Annotated in this window: 17 protein-coding genes; 2 read left to right on the top strand and 15 right to left on the bottom strand. The window is 44.3% G+C overall.

Features of this window, described 5'->3' with window-relative positions:
* Position 1: 1 nt before the first annotated feature.
* The 14 genes from AY607_RS12905 to AY607_RS12970 all read right to left on the bottom strand — a co-directional run bounded on the left by AY607_RS12905 (position 2) and on the right by AY607_RS12970 (position 11,534).
* Complete coding sequence (locus AY607_RS12905; RefSeq protein ID WP_064102723.1) at positions 2–616, bottom strand: TetR/AcrR family transcriptional regulator; 615 nt, start codon at positions 614–616, stop codon at positions 2–4.
* Positions 617–656: 40 nt separating this feature from the next.
* A complete protein-coding gene (locus AY607_RS12910; RefSeq protein WP_064102724.1) occupies positions 657–1,430 on the bottom strand; it encodes a TatD family hydrolase in 774 nt (257 codons plus the stop codon).
* Between the two features lie 27 nt (positions 1,431–1,457).
* Entirely contained in the window at positions 1,458–1,799 is a 342-nt protein-coding gene (locus tag AY607_RS12915; protein WP_004645468.1) for a PilZ domain-containing protein, read from the bottom strand.
* 15 nt (positions 1,800–1,814) lie between these two features.
* Positions 1,815–2,795 (bottom strand): DNA polymerase III subunit delta' C-terminal domain-containing protein, encoded by a 981-nt coding sequence (locus AY607_RS12920; protein WP_064102725.1) that lies wholly within the window; start codon positions 2,793–2,795, stop codon positions 1,815–1,817.
* Positions 2,796–2,809: 14 nt separating this feature from the next.
* Positions 2,810–3,571 carry a 3-deoxy-manno-octulosonate cytidylyltransferase gene (gene kdsB / locus AY607_RS12925; RefSeq protein ID WP_064102726.1) on the bottom strand — a complete coding sequence of 254 codons (762 nt, stop codon included), beginning with the start codon at positions 3,569–3,571 and terminating at the stop codon, positions 2,810–2,812.
* A gap of 12 nt (positions 3,572–3,583) precedes the next feature.
* Entirely contained in the window at positions 3,584–4,588 is a 1,005-nt protein-coding gene (lpxK, locus tag AY607_RS12930; protein ID WP_064102727.1) for a tetraacyldisaccharide 4'-kinase, read from the bottom strand.
* Between the two features lie 3 nt (positions 4,589–4,591).
* Positions 4,592–6,319, bottom strand: a complete 1,728-nt coding sequence (msbA, locus tag AY607_RS12935) for a lipid A export permease/ATP-binding protein MsbA (RefSeq protein ID WP_064102728.1) — start codon at positions 6,317–6,319, stop codon at positions 4,592–4,594.
* A complete protein-coding gene (locus tag AY607_RS12940) occupies positions 6,319–6,741 on the bottom strand; it encodes an ExbD/TolR family protein (protein WP_064102729.1) in 423 nt (140 codons plus the stop codon). The genes msbA and AY607_RS12940 overlap by 1 nt, the downstream gene beginning before the upstream one ends.
* 10 nt (positions 6,742–6,751) lie before the next feature.
* Positions 6,752–7,390 carry a MotA/TolQ/ExbB proton channel family protein gene (locus tag AY607_RS12945; protein WP_064102730.1) on the bottom strand — a complete coding sequence of 213 codons (639 nt, stop codon included), beginning with the start codon at positions 7,388–7,390 and terminating at the stop codon, positions 6,752–6,754.
* A 31-nt stretch (positions 7,391–7,421) separates the two neighbouring features.
* Positions 7,422–8,309: a ParB/RepB/Spo0J family partition protein gene (locus AY607_RS12950; protein ID WP_004645475.1), complete on the bottom strand. Its 888-nt coding sequence runs from the start codon at positions 8,307–8,309 to the stop codon at positions 7,422–7,424.
* A complete protein-coding gene (locus AY607_RS12955) occupies positions 8,306–9,088 on the bottom strand; it encodes a ParA family protein (protein ID WP_064096579.1) in 783 nt (260 codons plus the stop codon). Before AY607_RS12955 ends, AY607_RS12950 begins: the two co-directional genes overlap by 4 nt.
* 24 nt (positions 9,089–9,112) lie before the next feature.
* Positions 9,113–9,745 (bottom strand): 16S rRNA (guanine(527)-N(7))-methyltransferase RsmG, encoded by a 633-nt coding sequence (gene rsmG, locus AY607_RS12960; RefSeq protein WP_064096580.1) that lies wholly within the window; start codon positions 9,743–9,745, stop codon positions 9,113–9,115.
* An 85-nt stretch (positions 9,746–9,830) separates the two neighbouring features.
* Positions 9,831–10,520 carry an N-acetylmuramate alpha-1-phosphate uridylyltransferase MurU gene (gene murU, locus AY607_RS12965; protein WP_064102731.1) on the bottom strand — a complete coding sequence of 230 codons (690 nt, stop codon included), beginning with the start codon at positions 10,518–10,520 and terminating at the stop codon, positions 9,831–9,833.
* Positions 10,521–11,534, bottom strand: coding sequence for an aminoglycoside phosphotransferase family protein (locus tag AY607_RS12970; RefSeq protein WP_064102732.1), 1,014 nt, complete (start codon positions 11,532–11,534; stop codon positions 10,521–10,523).
* Positions 11,535–11,655: 121 nt separating this feature from the next.
* Here AY607_RS12970 and AY607_RS12975 point away from each other — a divergent pair, with 121 nt between their 5' ends.
* Together AY607_RS12975 and AY607_RS12980 are read left to right on the top strand one after the other, a co-directional pair.
* On the top strand, positions 11,656–14,109 hold the full coding sequence (locus AY607_RS12975) for an LPS-assembly protein LptD (protein ID WP_064102733.1): 2,454 nt from the start codon (positions 11,656–11,658) through the stop codon (positions 14,107–14,109).
* Positions 14,109–15,416, top strand: a complete 1,308-nt coding sequence (locus tag AY607_RS12980; protein ID WP_064102734.1) for a peptidylprolyl isomerase — start codon at positions 14,109–14,111, stop codon at positions 15,414–15,416. Before AY607_RS12975 ends, AY607_RS12980 begins: the two co-directional genes overlap by 1 nt.
* A gap of 117 nt (positions 15,417–15,533) precedes the next feature.
* Here the strand turns inward: AY607_RS12980 and hfq are convergent, their stop codons facing one another.
* Positions 15,534–16,061 carry an RNA chaperone Hfq gene (gene hfq / locus AY607_RS12985; protein ID WP_064102735.1) on the bottom strand — a complete coding sequence of 176 codons (528 nt, stop codon included), beginning with the start codon at positions 16,059–16,061 and terminating at the stop codon, positions 15,534–15,536.
* Positions 16,062–16,096: the final 35 nt, after the last annotated feature.

Genomic DNA, 16,096 nt, shown 5'->3' on the forward strand with positions numbered 1-16,096 from the left:
CCTAGGCAAACTGCTCGGCAGGATGTACCTGCTTGGGCAAAGCCAGTGCCTGATCAATATAGGCCACACGCAAGGTATCCCGTGAACCCAGATAACGCTGATAGAAACTGGAATTGAGAATTGCTGCAGCACCATGGGTCAGCGACCAGATCGAAGCCAGATAATCGCGTACTGACATATGGCTGTTGATGGATGCCAGATAAGTTTCTGTCATACGGATAATCAGACGTAAGCGCTGTTTGCGCACCTGATAAAGTTCGCTAAACAGGTGCTGAATTCCAACGCCAGTTGTTGAGAGGCGTTCTTCAATCTGGTGAAACAGCACGGTACGCTCAGGATGATGCAAATGATGCAGCATAAAGAAGGCCAGATGTTCAGGAAAAGCTTTCTCGCTATCCTGAATCATTTCCAGCAACATGCGCTCATTACGGATAATCAGCAGCATGTACAGCTCATCTTTACTCTGGAAATGTTTATAAAGTGTCCCTTTGGCCAGATCAAGCTCGGCAGCAAGCGCATCTAGCGTCATTCCCGCTTCACCATTTTCCAGCAGGAGCTGTTCTGCAACTTGAAAAATCAAGGTTTCTCTTGCTCGAAACTGAGCCTGACGATCCATCTTCACCCTATAAACTCTCTTGTACTTTATATAACTTTATTTACTTTAAATTCAGAAGATTTTCAAAGTTCTGCTTTGTGATATAAGCCATTTCTTCTATTGACTTATCATATACATCGCAAAGCGCTTTGGCTACATAAGGAACGTATTTAGGCTCATTAGATTTACCACGATACGGCATTGGCGCAAGATAAGGACTATCGGTTTCAATCAGCACACGATCCAGCGGAACCTGCTTGGCGACATCACGCAAATCTTGCGCATTCTTAAAGGAAACAATTCCGGAAAATGACACATAATAACCGCAGTCCAGTACTGCTTTTGCAGTTTCCCAGTCTTCGGTAAAACAGTGCAAAATCCCGTGAGTCGATTTTTCCGCCCGGATAATATCGACAGTATCATGCTTAGCGGAACGAGTATGAACGACTACAGGTTTTTTCACGATTTGTGATGCATGGATATGCCGGGCAAAGCAGGCTTTCTGTTCTGCAATAAAATCGGTACTGTGATAATAGTCCAGACCGGTTTCACCGAGCGCCCAGACTTTTTCCGGTTGCGCCAGCTCGACCAGATATTCAGTTGTGGCACGCGCCATGGTGGCAGCATCTTCGCAAGGATGTACGCCAACGGTATAACCGACATCTGCATGACGCGCGGCAATTTTGGCCAGCTCGATATGATCATCCAGATCGACCGAGATACTCATGAATTTGGAAACACCGGCTTCACGAGCCTGAGCCAATGCCTGATCCAGATCACCATGATATGGTGTCAAATCAAGCAGGGTTAAATGACAATGAGTATCTACAAACACAATGCGTTCCTACCAAGGGTAAATTAACTACATAGTGTAACTTTTACGTCCTTCAGATTTAAGACCTGCAACCAGACGATCTGCTTCATTTTTGAAATAAACGCCTTTTTCACCGCTTAACTGGATGCCAAAGCCTTGGGGCTTGATGCCATTCTGCTTTTGCGAGACCCAGATGACTTTACCAGTTAAAGGAATTTTCTGGGTCTGGTCAGGCAAAGTTGTCAATACAAAAACTTCTTCGCCCAGTTTGACCGGCTGCTTGGAAGGAATAAAAAGCCCACCACCCACAACATAAGGCATATAGCTGGCAAACAATGTTTCGATGTCAGGAATAGTAGCCTGAATAATACCGCCCATACGTGGTTGCATGTGATTTCCCCTTAATTAAAGATTCATCAGCTTGATAAACAATTCATCAATGACCAGATTGCTCTGGACATTCTGTTCAAGGTATTGCTTGGCTTGCTGAAAATCCTCATAAATTTTAAAAAGTGCTTCTAATGAATATTGTTCGGCAAGTACATTGAATTCAAGGTCAATGTTTTTCACCGTCTGATTTAGCTTGACACAAATTAAATCGGACAACAAGTATTCAAACATTTGAGCAAAGTCACTAAAATTCAGGTTTTTATTCCATTTGGTCGCAATTGCCAGTGGCATATTTTTTTGCATGACCAGTTTTTGCCAGTCTTGCAGAAAGTCCTGACGCAGTGGCAGCCAAGCACTTTGTGCAACCTCTAATGCCTGTAATGGCATCTGATTAGACAGGTTCATCAATAACTGTTGTTGGCTAGCACCTGCATCCGGGAGCTGATTCTGGACATAATCGCTAAATTGTTCTGCGGAAATCCGGTCCAAAGCAAAATGCTGCAAACGACTGCGGATGGTCGCAGGCAATTTTAAATAATGATTCGCCAGTAAAATAATAACTGTATTATCACCGGGTTCTTCCAGTGTTTTGAGCAAGGCATTGGCAGAGGCAATATTCAAGGCTTCTGCCGGTTCAATCACAATGACCCGCCAGCCATCTACAGTCTGTTGCACAAAAGGCAATAAATCACGAATCTTCTCAATCTTGATTTTGGCATTCTGTTTTTTATTGTCGTCATCGGTACTGATATGCACATAGTTGGGATGGGTGTCTGCCTTTAACCATTGACAGCTACTGCATTCACCACATGACCCCACAGGCTGACGATTCAGGCATAACACCCAAGCCAGAAACTGTTGGGTAAACGCTTCTTTGCCACAGCCTTTTTTTCCATAAAACAATAAACCATGCCCAAGCTTGGGAAAGCGCCCGGTCAGGGTTTCCCAAACCTGTTGCTGCCATGGATAGATATGTGCATTGACATCAAAAGGCATGTATTTGACTCTTCTTAGGCAAAATGGGAAAGATCCATCTGATTCAGGCGATCCAGATCTTCCTGGGTATCCACCCCTGGCGGCAAATTGGCTTCAGCCACCGCAATAGCAATACGGTGTCCATTTTCCAGAACCCGTAACTGTTCTAGAGATTCCAGTTTCTCCAGCACACCCATTTCCCAGGTCACATATTCTTGCAACAGTTTGACCCGATAGGCATACAGGCCTAAATGACGATAGGCTTGATCATGCAGTTTTGGTTCAGCCAGTTTCGCGCCATCACGGTCATAAGGAATGGTGGCACGGCTAAAATACAGTGCCTGCTGGTGTTTTGACATGACGACTTTCACAATGCTGTCACGCTTGAATTCATCCAATTGATGGATCGGCTCACATAGCGTCGACATGGAAGATTCAGGCTGATCTTCTAGAAGTTGAGCCACCTGTTTTACCAGTTGCGCCGGCAGTAAAGGTTCATCCCCCTGTACATTAACAATGATGTCATCACTGGCCCAACCTTTGATTCGAGCCACTTCACTCAAGCGGTCTGTGCCGGAAGGATGATCTGCCGAGGTAATCACCACATCAATGCCTTCAGCACGGCAAACGACAGCAATACGCTCATCATCAGTTGCCACACACAGATCGTCAAAACCTTGCACTTTTTTGGCTTGATCCACTACTCGCAGAATCATGGGACGACCATGAATTTCCAGCAACGGTTTACCCGGCAGACGTGAACTGGCGAAACGTGCAGGAATAACAATGTGTTTCATAATGAATGAGCCTTAAGAAAATTGAATACCGTATTGTTGTAACTGTTGCTGCAAGACTGTATAGCAGGCTGGCGATAGGACTGCATCGACTGGCACTACCCAGATATCCTGTTTAAAATCTGGATATTGTTTAAGTAGCGCCATAATTTTTACTGCGTCTTTTTCAGTCGTAATGATCGGATTATTATCATCGAACTGTAAATCCTCAATATCATAGTCATGATGGTCTGGAAACTCATGACACTGAAATTGTTCTATGCCTAAATTTTGCAAGGTCTGATAAAACCGCTGTGGAAAGCCAATGCCGACTACCGCATAAAAAGCCGTTTGAGGGTTAAAGATTTTAGTGCTGTCCTGACTGAGCAAATAAGGCTGTGAGGCAGCCAAATGCATATTCAGTTCAGAACTTGGATGGGCTGCATGCTCAATTACGGTTCCCGTTTTCAAACGGGTCACTGGTTCACGTAGATAACCTTCTGGAAGCAGTTTCTGATTACCTAGACCGCGATTATTATCCAGCACAATCCACTCAATCTGGCGGTTCAAGGCCCAATGCTGCAGGCCATCATCACAGATAATCAGATCCAGTTCATGTTTGTGCAACAATAACTCGATACTTTTCTGCCGGTTGGGACCAACTGCCATCGGCACGCCTGTTGCCTGCACAATCAAGGCGGGCTCATCTCCGACAACTTCCGGCAAGGTATTAAAGTCGACATAGGCAGGAAATGGACCTTGGCCGCCATAGCCTCGACTGATCACGCCTACCCGAACATTTTTCTCGGTTAAATAATCCACCAGATGAATCAGCAAAGGTGTTTTACCGCTACCACCGACTGTGATATTGCCAATCACCATAACGGGAATCGGCGCGCTATAACTTTTTTTAATGCCTTTTTGATAAAGCCAGTGATTGCTGACAAAACCCAGGCGATACAACCATGACAAAGGACGCAGCACCACCAGCCACTTTGCCTGTGCATTCCAAGCATCCTGAATGATTTGTGCCAGTGCCATAAGTTACTGTTCCTCAAAGTTACGCTGATGCAACTGATAATAAGCACCATGTAGCGCAATCAGTTCGGCATGACTGCCCTGCTCAACAATACGGCCCTGATCCATGACTACAATACGGTCCGCGTTTTCAATCGTCGATAAACGGTGTGCAATCACAATCGTAGTACGGTCCTGCATGGCTTTATCAAAGGCACGCTGAATAAAGTATTCAGACTCGTTATCCAGCGCACTGGTCGCTTCATCCAGAATCAGGATAGAGGCATTTTTCAAAATTGCTCGTGCGATGGCGATGCGCTGACGCTGGCCACCAGACAGGTTTAAACCCTGGGCACCTAGCTGAGTATCATAACCTTGCGGCAATGCCATAATAAAATCATGCGCATAGGCTGCCTTTGCTGCCGCGATAATATCTTCATCGGAAGCACCTTCGAGCTGACCATAAGCAATATTTTCCCGCACGGTTCGGTTAAACAGTACGACTTGCTGGTTCACCATGGCAATCTGGGTTCGCAACGCGGTAAGTTCAAAATCTTCAATCGGTTTCTGATCCAGCAGGATCTGCCCCGAAGTCGCATCCTGATAACGCACTAGCAGATTCACCAGCGAGCTTTTACCAGCCCCAGAACGACCAACCAGCGCCACTGTTTCACCGGCCTTCACCTTTAAATTAAAATCATGAATGGCATGATGACCATCATCATAAATCAGGTTGACATCTTTAAATTCAATGTCGCCTTTTAAGCTATCAGTCAACGTCCCGGTATTTTTTTCCTCAGGCATATCCAGCAATTCAAATACTGAATGTGCTGCGGCCATACCACGTTGAATTTTTTCATTGATATCCGTCAAGGCTTTGATTGGTCTTGCCAGCATACCCGCTGCAGTAATATAAGCGACAAACTCACCCGCAGAGGTATCACCCAGAATTTGCGGACGCAAGGCAATAAACATCACGATACTCAGTGAAATCGACATAATCAGCTGAACCACAGGACTATTCAACTGTTGTACAGCGACCATTTTCAAGCCACGACGCAAGTTTTCCAGCGAGTTCTGTTTAAAGCGTTCCTGCTCGTAGTTTTGTCCACCAAAACCCTTGACGATCAGGTTGGCATTCACCGTTTCCTGCACCACATGGTTCACATCACCCATGGTGTCTTGTACTTGCTGCGATAATTTACGCATCCGTCTTGCAGCTTTACTGATAATAAAACCGATGACGGGTGCAAAAATCAGGATACACATGGTCAGACGCCAGTTGGTATACAACAGGTAGCCTAATAATGCCAGAGTGATCAAACCTTGTTGCAACAAGGTTCTTAGGGCTTCAGTTGAAGCGGCGGTTAACTGCTCCACGTTATACATGATTTTGGCAGTAATATGCCCGCTGGTATTGTCCAGATAATACTGGGACGGTAAACGCAGCAATTTTGCAAAAACTTCCTGACGGATATTGAACACCAGATTCCGGGAAATCACCGCAGTAAAATACCCCCCCATGAACAAACCCAAGCCCCGGAAGAACATGAGTATGACCACCAAAAATGGGAAAAGTGAAGTGAAACTCTGGTCTTTATTTTGAATCGCCTCAATAATATATTCCAGCAATTTGGCGACAGAAACTTCTGTGGCCGCATTAATAGAAAAACCTACCAGGACAAGTAATGCGATGCCCCAAAATGGTTTTAAATAACTTAAAAGGCGAAGATAGACCTTAAAATCGTGCTTCACTAATAACCTCGGGTAGGTACTTTGGTACTGATATTGATATTCACAAAGCCGAGCTGCCCGGCCACATCCATGACACGAATCACGTCCTGATGACTGGCTTTTGCGTCAGCTGCGATGATAAACATTAAATCACGGCGTTCATTTGAAATCTGTTTAATTGCAGTATTTAAATCTGCAACTTCCTTGCTGGCCAAGGATTGACCATTAACTGCATAATGACCATTGGCATCCACAATCACTTCAACTTTCTGATCATAGCTTTTAGGCGGTACTCCTTGCGCATCAGGCAAGGTCAGGTTCATTCGGCTCATTTGGCTAAATGTCGTCGACAAAAGCAAAAAGACCAGAATAAACAGCAGACAATCAATCATTGGTGTCAGATTAATATGCACATCTTCCACCTGGTTGCGTTTGAATTTCATCATCCGCCTCCTAGCTGGCTTTTTGCATGTCTTGGTCTATATCTGCATGATTGCGATAAAAAAGATCCGCATGAAACAAAGTCGCTTGCTGCTCAAGTTCAGCCACATATTCCTGAACAAGACGCTGAAAATAACGGTGCGCAAACAGTGCAGGAATTGCAATCAGCATACCGGCTGCTGTGGTAATTAAAGCCTTGGAAATACCGGGCATCATCAAGACCGGATCACTCCCGGTACCTACATCGATCATCAGGAAAGATTCAATAATCCCAAGCACAGTCCCCAATAAACCGAGTAAAGGTGCAACTGCACTCAAAGTTCCCAGAAAATTAATGTTTTTTTCCAGATACCCGATTTCCTGTGAAGCCGCTACTTCCATCTGCGCGCGAGCATACTGCTCACCCTGCTGTTTAGTCGCATAACCTGCGGTAAATACCCGACCCAAAGTACTACGCTTTAAGGCCGCACTTTGATTCATTTTTTGCATGACTTGTGCAGCATTTTGCGACGAACCCATTAACAGAGTCAACGGAAGTACTGCATTCTTTTTCAGGCGAATCAGACGCTCGATCGAAATCGCCAGCATAAAGATAGAACACAAGACCAGGGGCAGCATAAGCCAGCCACCTGCTTTAACCAATTCCCACATCTAATTTATTCCCCAATAAAAAATAGATAAATTATTCATCTTCTAAAATAGACAGAATGCCATCAAGTTCTTCTAAAGAGTGATAGCTAATAACCAGTTTTCCTTTGCCTTGCTTGTTATAGTCAATTTTAACATCTGCACTGAAACGCTCCGAAAGGCGCTGAGTCAATTGTTGAATATCTGGTGCTACTGCTTCTTTTACTTTTTCTTGTTTAGGTGTATTGAAATCGCGGACTAACTGCTCGGTTTGGCGCACAGACAGACTTTTTTCAATCACAATATCCGCTACTTTAAGCTGATCTTTAGCTTTTAAGGTTAAGATCGCACGTGCATGTCCCATATCCAGCAAACCCTGCTGCATAAAGTCTTTTACTTCTTCAGCCAGGCTGAGCAAACGAAGCAGGTTACTTACTGTTGTGCGGGCTTTACCCACTGTATCGGCAATTTCCTGATGGCTTAGGCCAAATTCTTCATGGAAACGCTGTAAGGCCAGCGCCTGATCAATCGGATTCAGATCTTGACGCTGGATGTTTTCAATCAGCGCCAGTGCAATGGCAACCTGATCATTCAGATCCCGTACAATCGCAGGGATTTCGGTTAAACCCGCTAACTGTGCTGCACGCCAGCGACGCTCACCTGCAATAATTTCATACGGATAGCGCTCATCATCAACCGGTCGGATCACAATTGGCTGCATGATTCCATGCTTCTCAATCGATGCCGCCAGTTCCTGCAAATCCTGCTCGTTAATATAACGGCGTGGCTGGTATTCACCGCGCTTGAGCAAGTTTACATCGATCTGTTTCAGCTGACCATGATCAATGCCTTGGGCTTCCATCTGTAATTTTTCTTTTTGAATTGATCCCAGCAAGGCATCCAAGCCACGACCTTTGGCGAGTCCACGTTTCTTGACGGTCATGCTTTACTTCCTTTTTTCACTTTGCTTTTCTTTAATACTTCAGCTGCCAGATTTAAGTAAGCAACTGCACCCTTTGAGCTTTTTTCAAAATAAATCACTGGCAAACCGTGCGCCGGCGCTTCAGCCAGACGGATATTCCGTGGAATCACGGTTTCATACAGTTTTTTACCAAAATATTGTTCCAGTTCTTCAGATACATCACGGGTCAAAGCATTGCGTGCATCGTACATAGTGCGTAATACCCCAACAATCTGCAGCTCCGGATTAAGTGCTTGCTGAATCCGGTCAATGGTCTGGGTCAGATCTGCTAGACCTTCCAACGCATAGTATTCACATTGCATTGGAATGATCACACCATCCACGGCGGCCAAAGCATTCACCGTAATCAGGCTTAAACTTGGTGCACAGTCGACAATAATATAATCATATGCAGATTCAATTTCCTGCAATGCATCACGCAAAATGAACTCGCGCCCTTCCTGTTCTGCAATTGCCAGCTCCACCCCAGCCAGATCCCGGTTGGCCCCCAGAACCTTGTAGCCAACTTCTGCTTTAGAGATCGCCGTTTCAATCGGTACTTCACCCAGCAAGACATCCGTGACCGAATACAGCAGGTCATTTTTCTGAATTCCCGACCCCATGGTTGCGTTGCCCTGAGAATCCATATCCACCAGCAGAACGCGTTTTTTTAACACAGCTAAAGATGCCGCCAAATTTACTGCGGTTGTGGTTTTACCGACACCACCCTTCTGGTTAGCAATCGCAATAATTTGTGCCATGTTGACCCCGATTTTCCAAAAAATTTAAATACGTTTTAATAGAAGTAAATGACGTTGTTCGTCCAGGCGCGGAACTTTCAGTTCAATAATCTGACAGCTAAATTCATCTTTTAATGCAGCCACTTCATCTGCAGGGATTAAACCTTTCATGGAAGCAATAATAGTTTGCTCATGCATATAAGGTTTAGCTGCATTGACAAAATCGGTCAATGAAGCAAATGCTCGACTGGTAATCACATCAAACTGGCCCAGCTCGTTAATACTGTCTTCATTTTCTACGCGGGTTTGTACCGCAATGACATTTTTTAATTTCAGGTCAGCAATAAACTGCTTCAGGAAACGGATTTTTTTACCATTCGAATCCAGCAATACACATTCGCGCTCAGGCTGACATAAAGCAATGATCATGCCCGGCATACCACCACCCGTACCGATATCGAGCAAACGGCCTGCTGGTAAATCTTTTAGAATGCTCAGACTGTCGAGCAGATGCTTGACCAGCATTTCCTTAGGATCACGGATTGCGGTCAGATTATATGCTTTGTTCCACAGCACCAAAGCATCCTGATACTTGAGTAATAAATTTAAAGCCTCATCAGATAGCTCTAAACCCAAAGCCTGGCTACCCTGCTTTAGTTCTTGAAAAAACATATGCATAAACAATCTACGCTCGAAAAAGTTAGGTGGAAGTATACCGTTTTCTCTATATTGGCACAGTAGGCAGTGCTTAGTGAATATTCACTTAAGCAGACTTCCCTTCACGGATTGCCAAATCCAGTGCTGTCAAACGCTCGGGAGTTCCTACATCAACCCAAATACCTGTCAATTTTGAGGCAGCAACTTGATTATTCAACATCGCAGCCTTTAATAAAGGCGCCAGAGGACGCTTTCCAGCTTCCAGGCCTGCAAACATTTTCGGATCAAGTACGGATATACCGCTAAACGTCAGATTTTCACCATCGACTTGCTGATCAAAAGTATAGGCTTTCCCGTCTGCAAGCGTAAAATCACCTTCAGGATGTTGTTCTGGATTCTCGACCAGAACCAGATGTGCCAGATTATCTTCCAGATCAATATCCAGTAAAGGTGCAAAATCCATACTGGTCCAAACATCACCATTTAATAAAATAAAAGGTTCATCACCGAGTAACGGCAAGGCATTGATAATACCACCTGCTGTTTCCAGACCTTCACCTTCATGTGACCAAAGGATGTGCACGCCAAATTGCGAACCATCACCCAAAGCTTCTGCAAGTTTCCCACCCAGCCAGGCCGTATTGATCACAATTTCAGTGACACCGATTGCCGCCAGTTTTTCTAGATGCCAGACGATAAGTGGTTTGCCACCGACTTCAAGCAAGGGTTTCGGGGTATGCAAAGTTAAGGGGCGCATACGATTACCAAGACCTGCGGCCAAAATCATCGCTTTCATTTAGGCAGCCACCTCATAAGAGCCATATTTGGCTTCAAAAGCCGGCATCACTCGGTCACGCATAAACTGCATGAATGGCTGAAGTTCAGTATAAGCTTTTGATTCCTCGAGCAGATACCACATCACACGTGGTAAGTCCTTGAGATAACCTGACTTGCCATCACGTTCAAACAGACGTACAAAAATACCTAAAATCTTGATATGACGCTGAATCGCCATCATGTCGGCATCTTTTTTAAACTGTTCAAAGTCACGCTCTTCTTTAGCAGATGCTGGCAACAAGTCATAAAAGTTTTTGAACCAGCGATACACACGGTCGGCATTCCACTGCACATAGGCATCACGGGTAATCGAAATCAGGTCATAAGTATCCGCACCAATCACGGCATCCTGAAAATCAATCACACCGAGTTCGGTTTCATTTTCGATTTTCATCAAATTCCGGCTATGAAAATCACGATGCACAATGACCTGAGGTTGTGCCAAAGCAGCATTGGCCAGAATTGCAAAGGTACGCTTGATCAAGGCTGATTCTGCCTCTGTGGGCTGTACCTTTAAAGCCGGCAGCATCCAGTCGGTCAGCAACTCCATTTCCGAGATCAGCTTTTCATAAGAATAGGCTGGAAACTGTCCTTCTCCAGCAATCGATTGTAGCTGAATCAGCTGTTTAAAGCTTTGCTCATAGTAGGCATCTACAGTCTCATCATTCAGCAGATTAGACAGCAATACATCACCAAAGTCTTCCAGAAGTAAAAAACCATTCTCCAAATCTTTTGCGACGATATGCGGAACACGCACGCCATGAGCATCAAAAAATTCATCAATCGTCACAAAAGGCACACAATCTTCTTTTTCTGGTGGTGCATCCATCAACATAAATGTTTTATTATTCAGCTTGATTCGTGCATAACGACGAAAGCTGGCATCACCTGCTAAAAAATGAGTTTCAAATTGATCTGAACCGAGTACAGAGGCAATCCAAGATTGTATCAATTGTTCGCGTTGTGTATTCATTTGCAATTAATTCTAATACAGGCTGAGTTTTTAAAGTGCTAAGTGTAGCTACTTATCAACTTTTTCTCTATGATGCGACAATAATTAATTGCGATAAAAGCATGATTGGTTAATGAGACAAATGAAGCATCACTTTAAAATAAATCCTCTAGCGACTGCGATCTTAACCCTTTTATGTGGCAGCTCAGCCTCCAGCTTTGCTGCATCAAATGTCTCGTCCGATGTAAATGCAGAACAGCTTAAACAGCGCATTAATGAGACCTATCCAGGCGAAGCATTCTTCTCGCAATATTATGTCGATAAATCCTCTGCTGAAGCACAGCAACGTCAGGGAAAATATTTAAGCTCTGCCTACTGTAAAGGTGCCTGGGTCACTCCGATTGCCCCCGATGCAGAAACCGTTGCGCCAGATCAGGCTACCTCAACCATTACCGCCGATTATGGATATTATGATCCGACGGGTGACTCCTTCCTGCAAGGAAATGTGGTAATTGACCAGCAGGGCCGTCAAATCCGTGCGGAGCGAGTCACCATCGATCAGACCCAGACCTATGCCAAGGCAGAAGGTAATGTGCAACTCGCGCAAGGTGGATTAATCTCGCAAAGTGACGATATAAATTATAATTTAAAAACCCAGCAGGGTGATTTATATAACAGTTTCTACATTGCAGAACAGCAGCATGCTCACGGTCGTGCTGAAAAAATTGCCAAGACCTCTGACAATACTCTTGAGTTGGAAAATGCCACTTACTCCACCTGCCCGCCTGATCAGAAACCTACCTGGAAAATTCAGGCAGAAAAGATCAAGCTTAATCAGGAAACCGGACGTGGTGAAACCAAAAACACCAAGCTTTATGTTAAAGATGTTCCAGTATTAGCAGTTCCTTATTTTAATTTCCCGATTGATGATCGCCGAACCACCGGTATTTTGACACCGATTTTTGGCTTTACCAATGATGGTGGATTTGAACTTGGTGTTCCTGTTTATCTGAATTTAGCACCACAATATGATGCGACAATCACGCCGCGCTATATTGGAGACCGTGGTTTAATGCTGGAGGGCGAGTTCCGCTATCTGACTGAAGATTATGGATTAGGACGGATCTGGGGTGGCTATTTACCTTCAGATAGAAGCTATGACAATAGAGACCGCAAAGACTTACACTTTTTGCATGCCTGGCAAATCAACGAGCAGTTTTCCACCAATCTGGAATATAATTACGCATCAGATAAAGATTTCTTTGCCGATCTAGATAACAACCCGAACTCAAAAAGTGATTTAAACCTGCGCCGTGCCTGGGAAGTCAATTATAGAAATGGTATTCCCGGCCTAAAAGCACAATTTAAAGTTGAAGATTTCCAGACCCTTGACCCATCTGTTCCGGATGAAGATCGTCCTTATGCACGTTTACCTCAGCTTTTAGTGCATTATAAAACTGGCAATCCATTAGGGTTACAGTATGAATTTAAAAATGACACAGCTTATTTCCAAAAAGACCTGAAAAATTTTGTTGATACGGGTTCAAATGATGAAAAGGTATATCAACCAAGTGGTACGCGAATTTATAACGACTTTTCTGTAAGTTACAACCATTTTACCCCTTGGTCTTTTTTCATCCCTAAAGCATCATTACGTAACATCAATACCTTCTATGATGAAAAAACCCAAAACCGTAGTGCATCCAGTGAAAACAGCTCAATTGTAGTTCCACAGTTCACTCTGGATACCGGCTTGATCTTTGAGAAAGAAGGAACTTATCTACAAACCCTGACACCTCGCCTCTTCTATGCCTATTCGCCATATGAAAACCAGCAGAATCAACCTAACTTTGATTCCGTAGTAGCTTCGATCAATTACGACCAGTTATTTAGTGCACGCCGTTTTTATGGTAATGACCGTTTGGAAGACAATAATTTTGCCTCCCTCGGCCTCAGCTATAGCCTATTCAATGAAGAAGGTCTGGAGCGTTTACGTGCCAGTATCGGACAGAGTTTCTTTTTTGAAGACCGCCGGGTAACACTGGAAAGCGATGCAGATGAATTTGATCGTGAAAGTCATACCGGACCAGTGATCCAGCTCACCAGTCAGCTCTCCAATAATGTGTATATAAATCTGAACTCAAGCTGGATGTCAAATGGTGATAATGCTGAACGCGATTTGCAGGTCTATTACACGGGTGATCAAGGCAACCTGTACAACTTAGGCTATTTCTACCGCAAAAATATTCCAGACCGTCAGGAACGCTATGATCAGATTGTTGGCTCATTTATCCAGCCGATTGCCAACAACTGGCGTCTGGTTGGACACGCCCAGTTTGATCTCAACAATAGTGTCGCACGTGAATATTTACTTGGCGTAAACTATGAGTCATGCTGCTGGGGAGTATCTGTTTATGGCCGCTCATATTACAATGACTTAGATGATGTTAATGATTCAAACGTCAAGCCTAAACGAGCTATTTTGGCCGAAGTCAGCCTGAAAGGCTTAGGTGGGTTAAGCAGTAAACTCGCCTCATTACTAGAAAATCGTATTCTAGGTTTTAACAATATCAATCAAATTTGGACAGAACGTTAATGAAGACAAAACAGTTAAAACAAATTTTTAAAGCAACCGCTCTTGCGCTATGCCTTTCTTCAGCGATGACGACATTTGCTGTTGCCCAACCTAAAGATGAAGTTGTAGCTGTAGTCGACAATAGTGTTATTCTGCGTAGTGACCTGGCTCAAGGCGTAGCCGAAATTTCACATCAGCTGCAAAAACAGAAAAAGACAGTTCCACCACAACAATCTCTTGAACAGCAAGCCCTAGAACAACTTATTATTCGCCAAGCACAGCTCGAGCAAGTAAAACGCTATAACATTCGTCCAGATGAAAAAGCCTTAAATGAAGCAGTTCTGAAAGTTGCCCGTAATGCTGGTTCACCAACTCTGGAAGCCTTCCAGCAAAAACTGGATGCCATGGGACCAAATACCTATGCTTCTTTACGTAATCGTATTGCTGAAGATCTGGCGCTAAACCGTTTACGTCAACAAATTGTGACTTCACGGATTCAAATTACAGATCAAGATGTTAAAAACTTCCTGAATACACCACAAGGTCAGGCTTTGCTCGGCAGCCAGGTGCATGTGCTGCATATGCGTATAAGCGGTGCAAATGCTGAACAGATTGCGAATCAGGTAAAGCAAGAATTAAATAACAGCAATGATATTCAGGCGATCAGCAAAAAATACAGCAAGAGTGGCATTAAAGTCGAAGCTGCTGACATGGGGGTAAGAAACCTGTCAGAAATTCCGGCAGAACTGGCTGCTCGTGTGACCACCCTGCAACCGGGTCAGACTTCTGAACTGATTCCTGTTGCCGATGGAGTACATGTCTTAAAACTTCTGGAACGTAAAGGTGGTGAACAGAAAGCTCTTGTTACTCAGTATTTGACGCGGCATATTTTGATTCAACCTTCTGAAGTGGTAAGTCCAGAAAATGCCAAACAGATGATTGATAGCCTATATAACCGCCTGAAACAAGGTGAGGATTTTACTGTTCTAGCTTCAACATTCTCTACTGATCCTGGCTCGGCACGTGATGGTGGAAGCCTGGGTTGGGTCAGCCCAGGAGTAATGGTGCCTGAATTTGAACAGCAAATGAAAAGCACCCCAGTAGGTCAGTTCAGCAAACCGTTTCAATCCCAGTTTGGCTGGCATATTCTTCAAGTGAGTGAAACACGTCAACAAGATATGACACAGGAATATCAGGAACGTATGGCCCGCCAATTATTAGGTGAACGTCAATTTGATGCGGAACTGGACAGCTGGTTACGTGAAATACGTAATAACGCTTATGTGGAAATTAAAGATCCACAACTCGATCCTAAACGTAACCGTTAAGCTCCTTCAGCTATTAAAAAGCCAGCAATATACCGCTGGCTTTTTAATTCAACTTTTCGAAACATACACAAATAAAAAAACCTCTCTAGGAGAGGTTTTTTTATTTTTCAGACTTGATTAACGATTGTTTTCATCTTCTGACGAGTCGTCAAATTTAGTATCGTTATCAAAGCCAGCGCCTTGACCGGCACCGAAGCCACCTTGACCACCGAAGCCACCTTGACCACCGAAGCCACCTTGACCACCGAAGCCAGCGCCTTGACCGCCACCGAAGCCACCTTGACCACCGAAGCCAGCGCCTTGACCGCCACCGAAGCCACCTTGACCACCGAAGCCACCTTGACCACCGAAGCCAGCGCCTTGACCGCCACCAAAGCCACCTGCAGCACCTTGACCGCCAAAACCAGCACCTTGTGGACCAGCAGGTGCGCCAGCAGGACGTGGATTACGGGCAGGTACTACAGTTGAAATTGCATGCTTATAAACCATTTGGCTTACTGTGTTTTTTAATAAAACCACGTATTGGTCAAAAGATTCGATATGACCTTGTAATTTAATACCGTTTACCAAGAAGATAGATACTGGGATACGTTCCTTACGGAGAGAATTCAAGAATGGATCTTGCAAAGTTTGACCTTTAGACATGTTATAACTCCAAAAAATTAAAAATCAGCGCAAAA

It is taken from the genome of Acinetobacter sp. SFA, from assembly GCF_001647535.1.
GTDB classification, from domain to species: domain Bacteria; phylum Pseudomonadota; class Gammaproteobacteria; order Pseudomonadales; family Moraxellaceae; genus Acinetobacter; species Acinetobacter pecorum.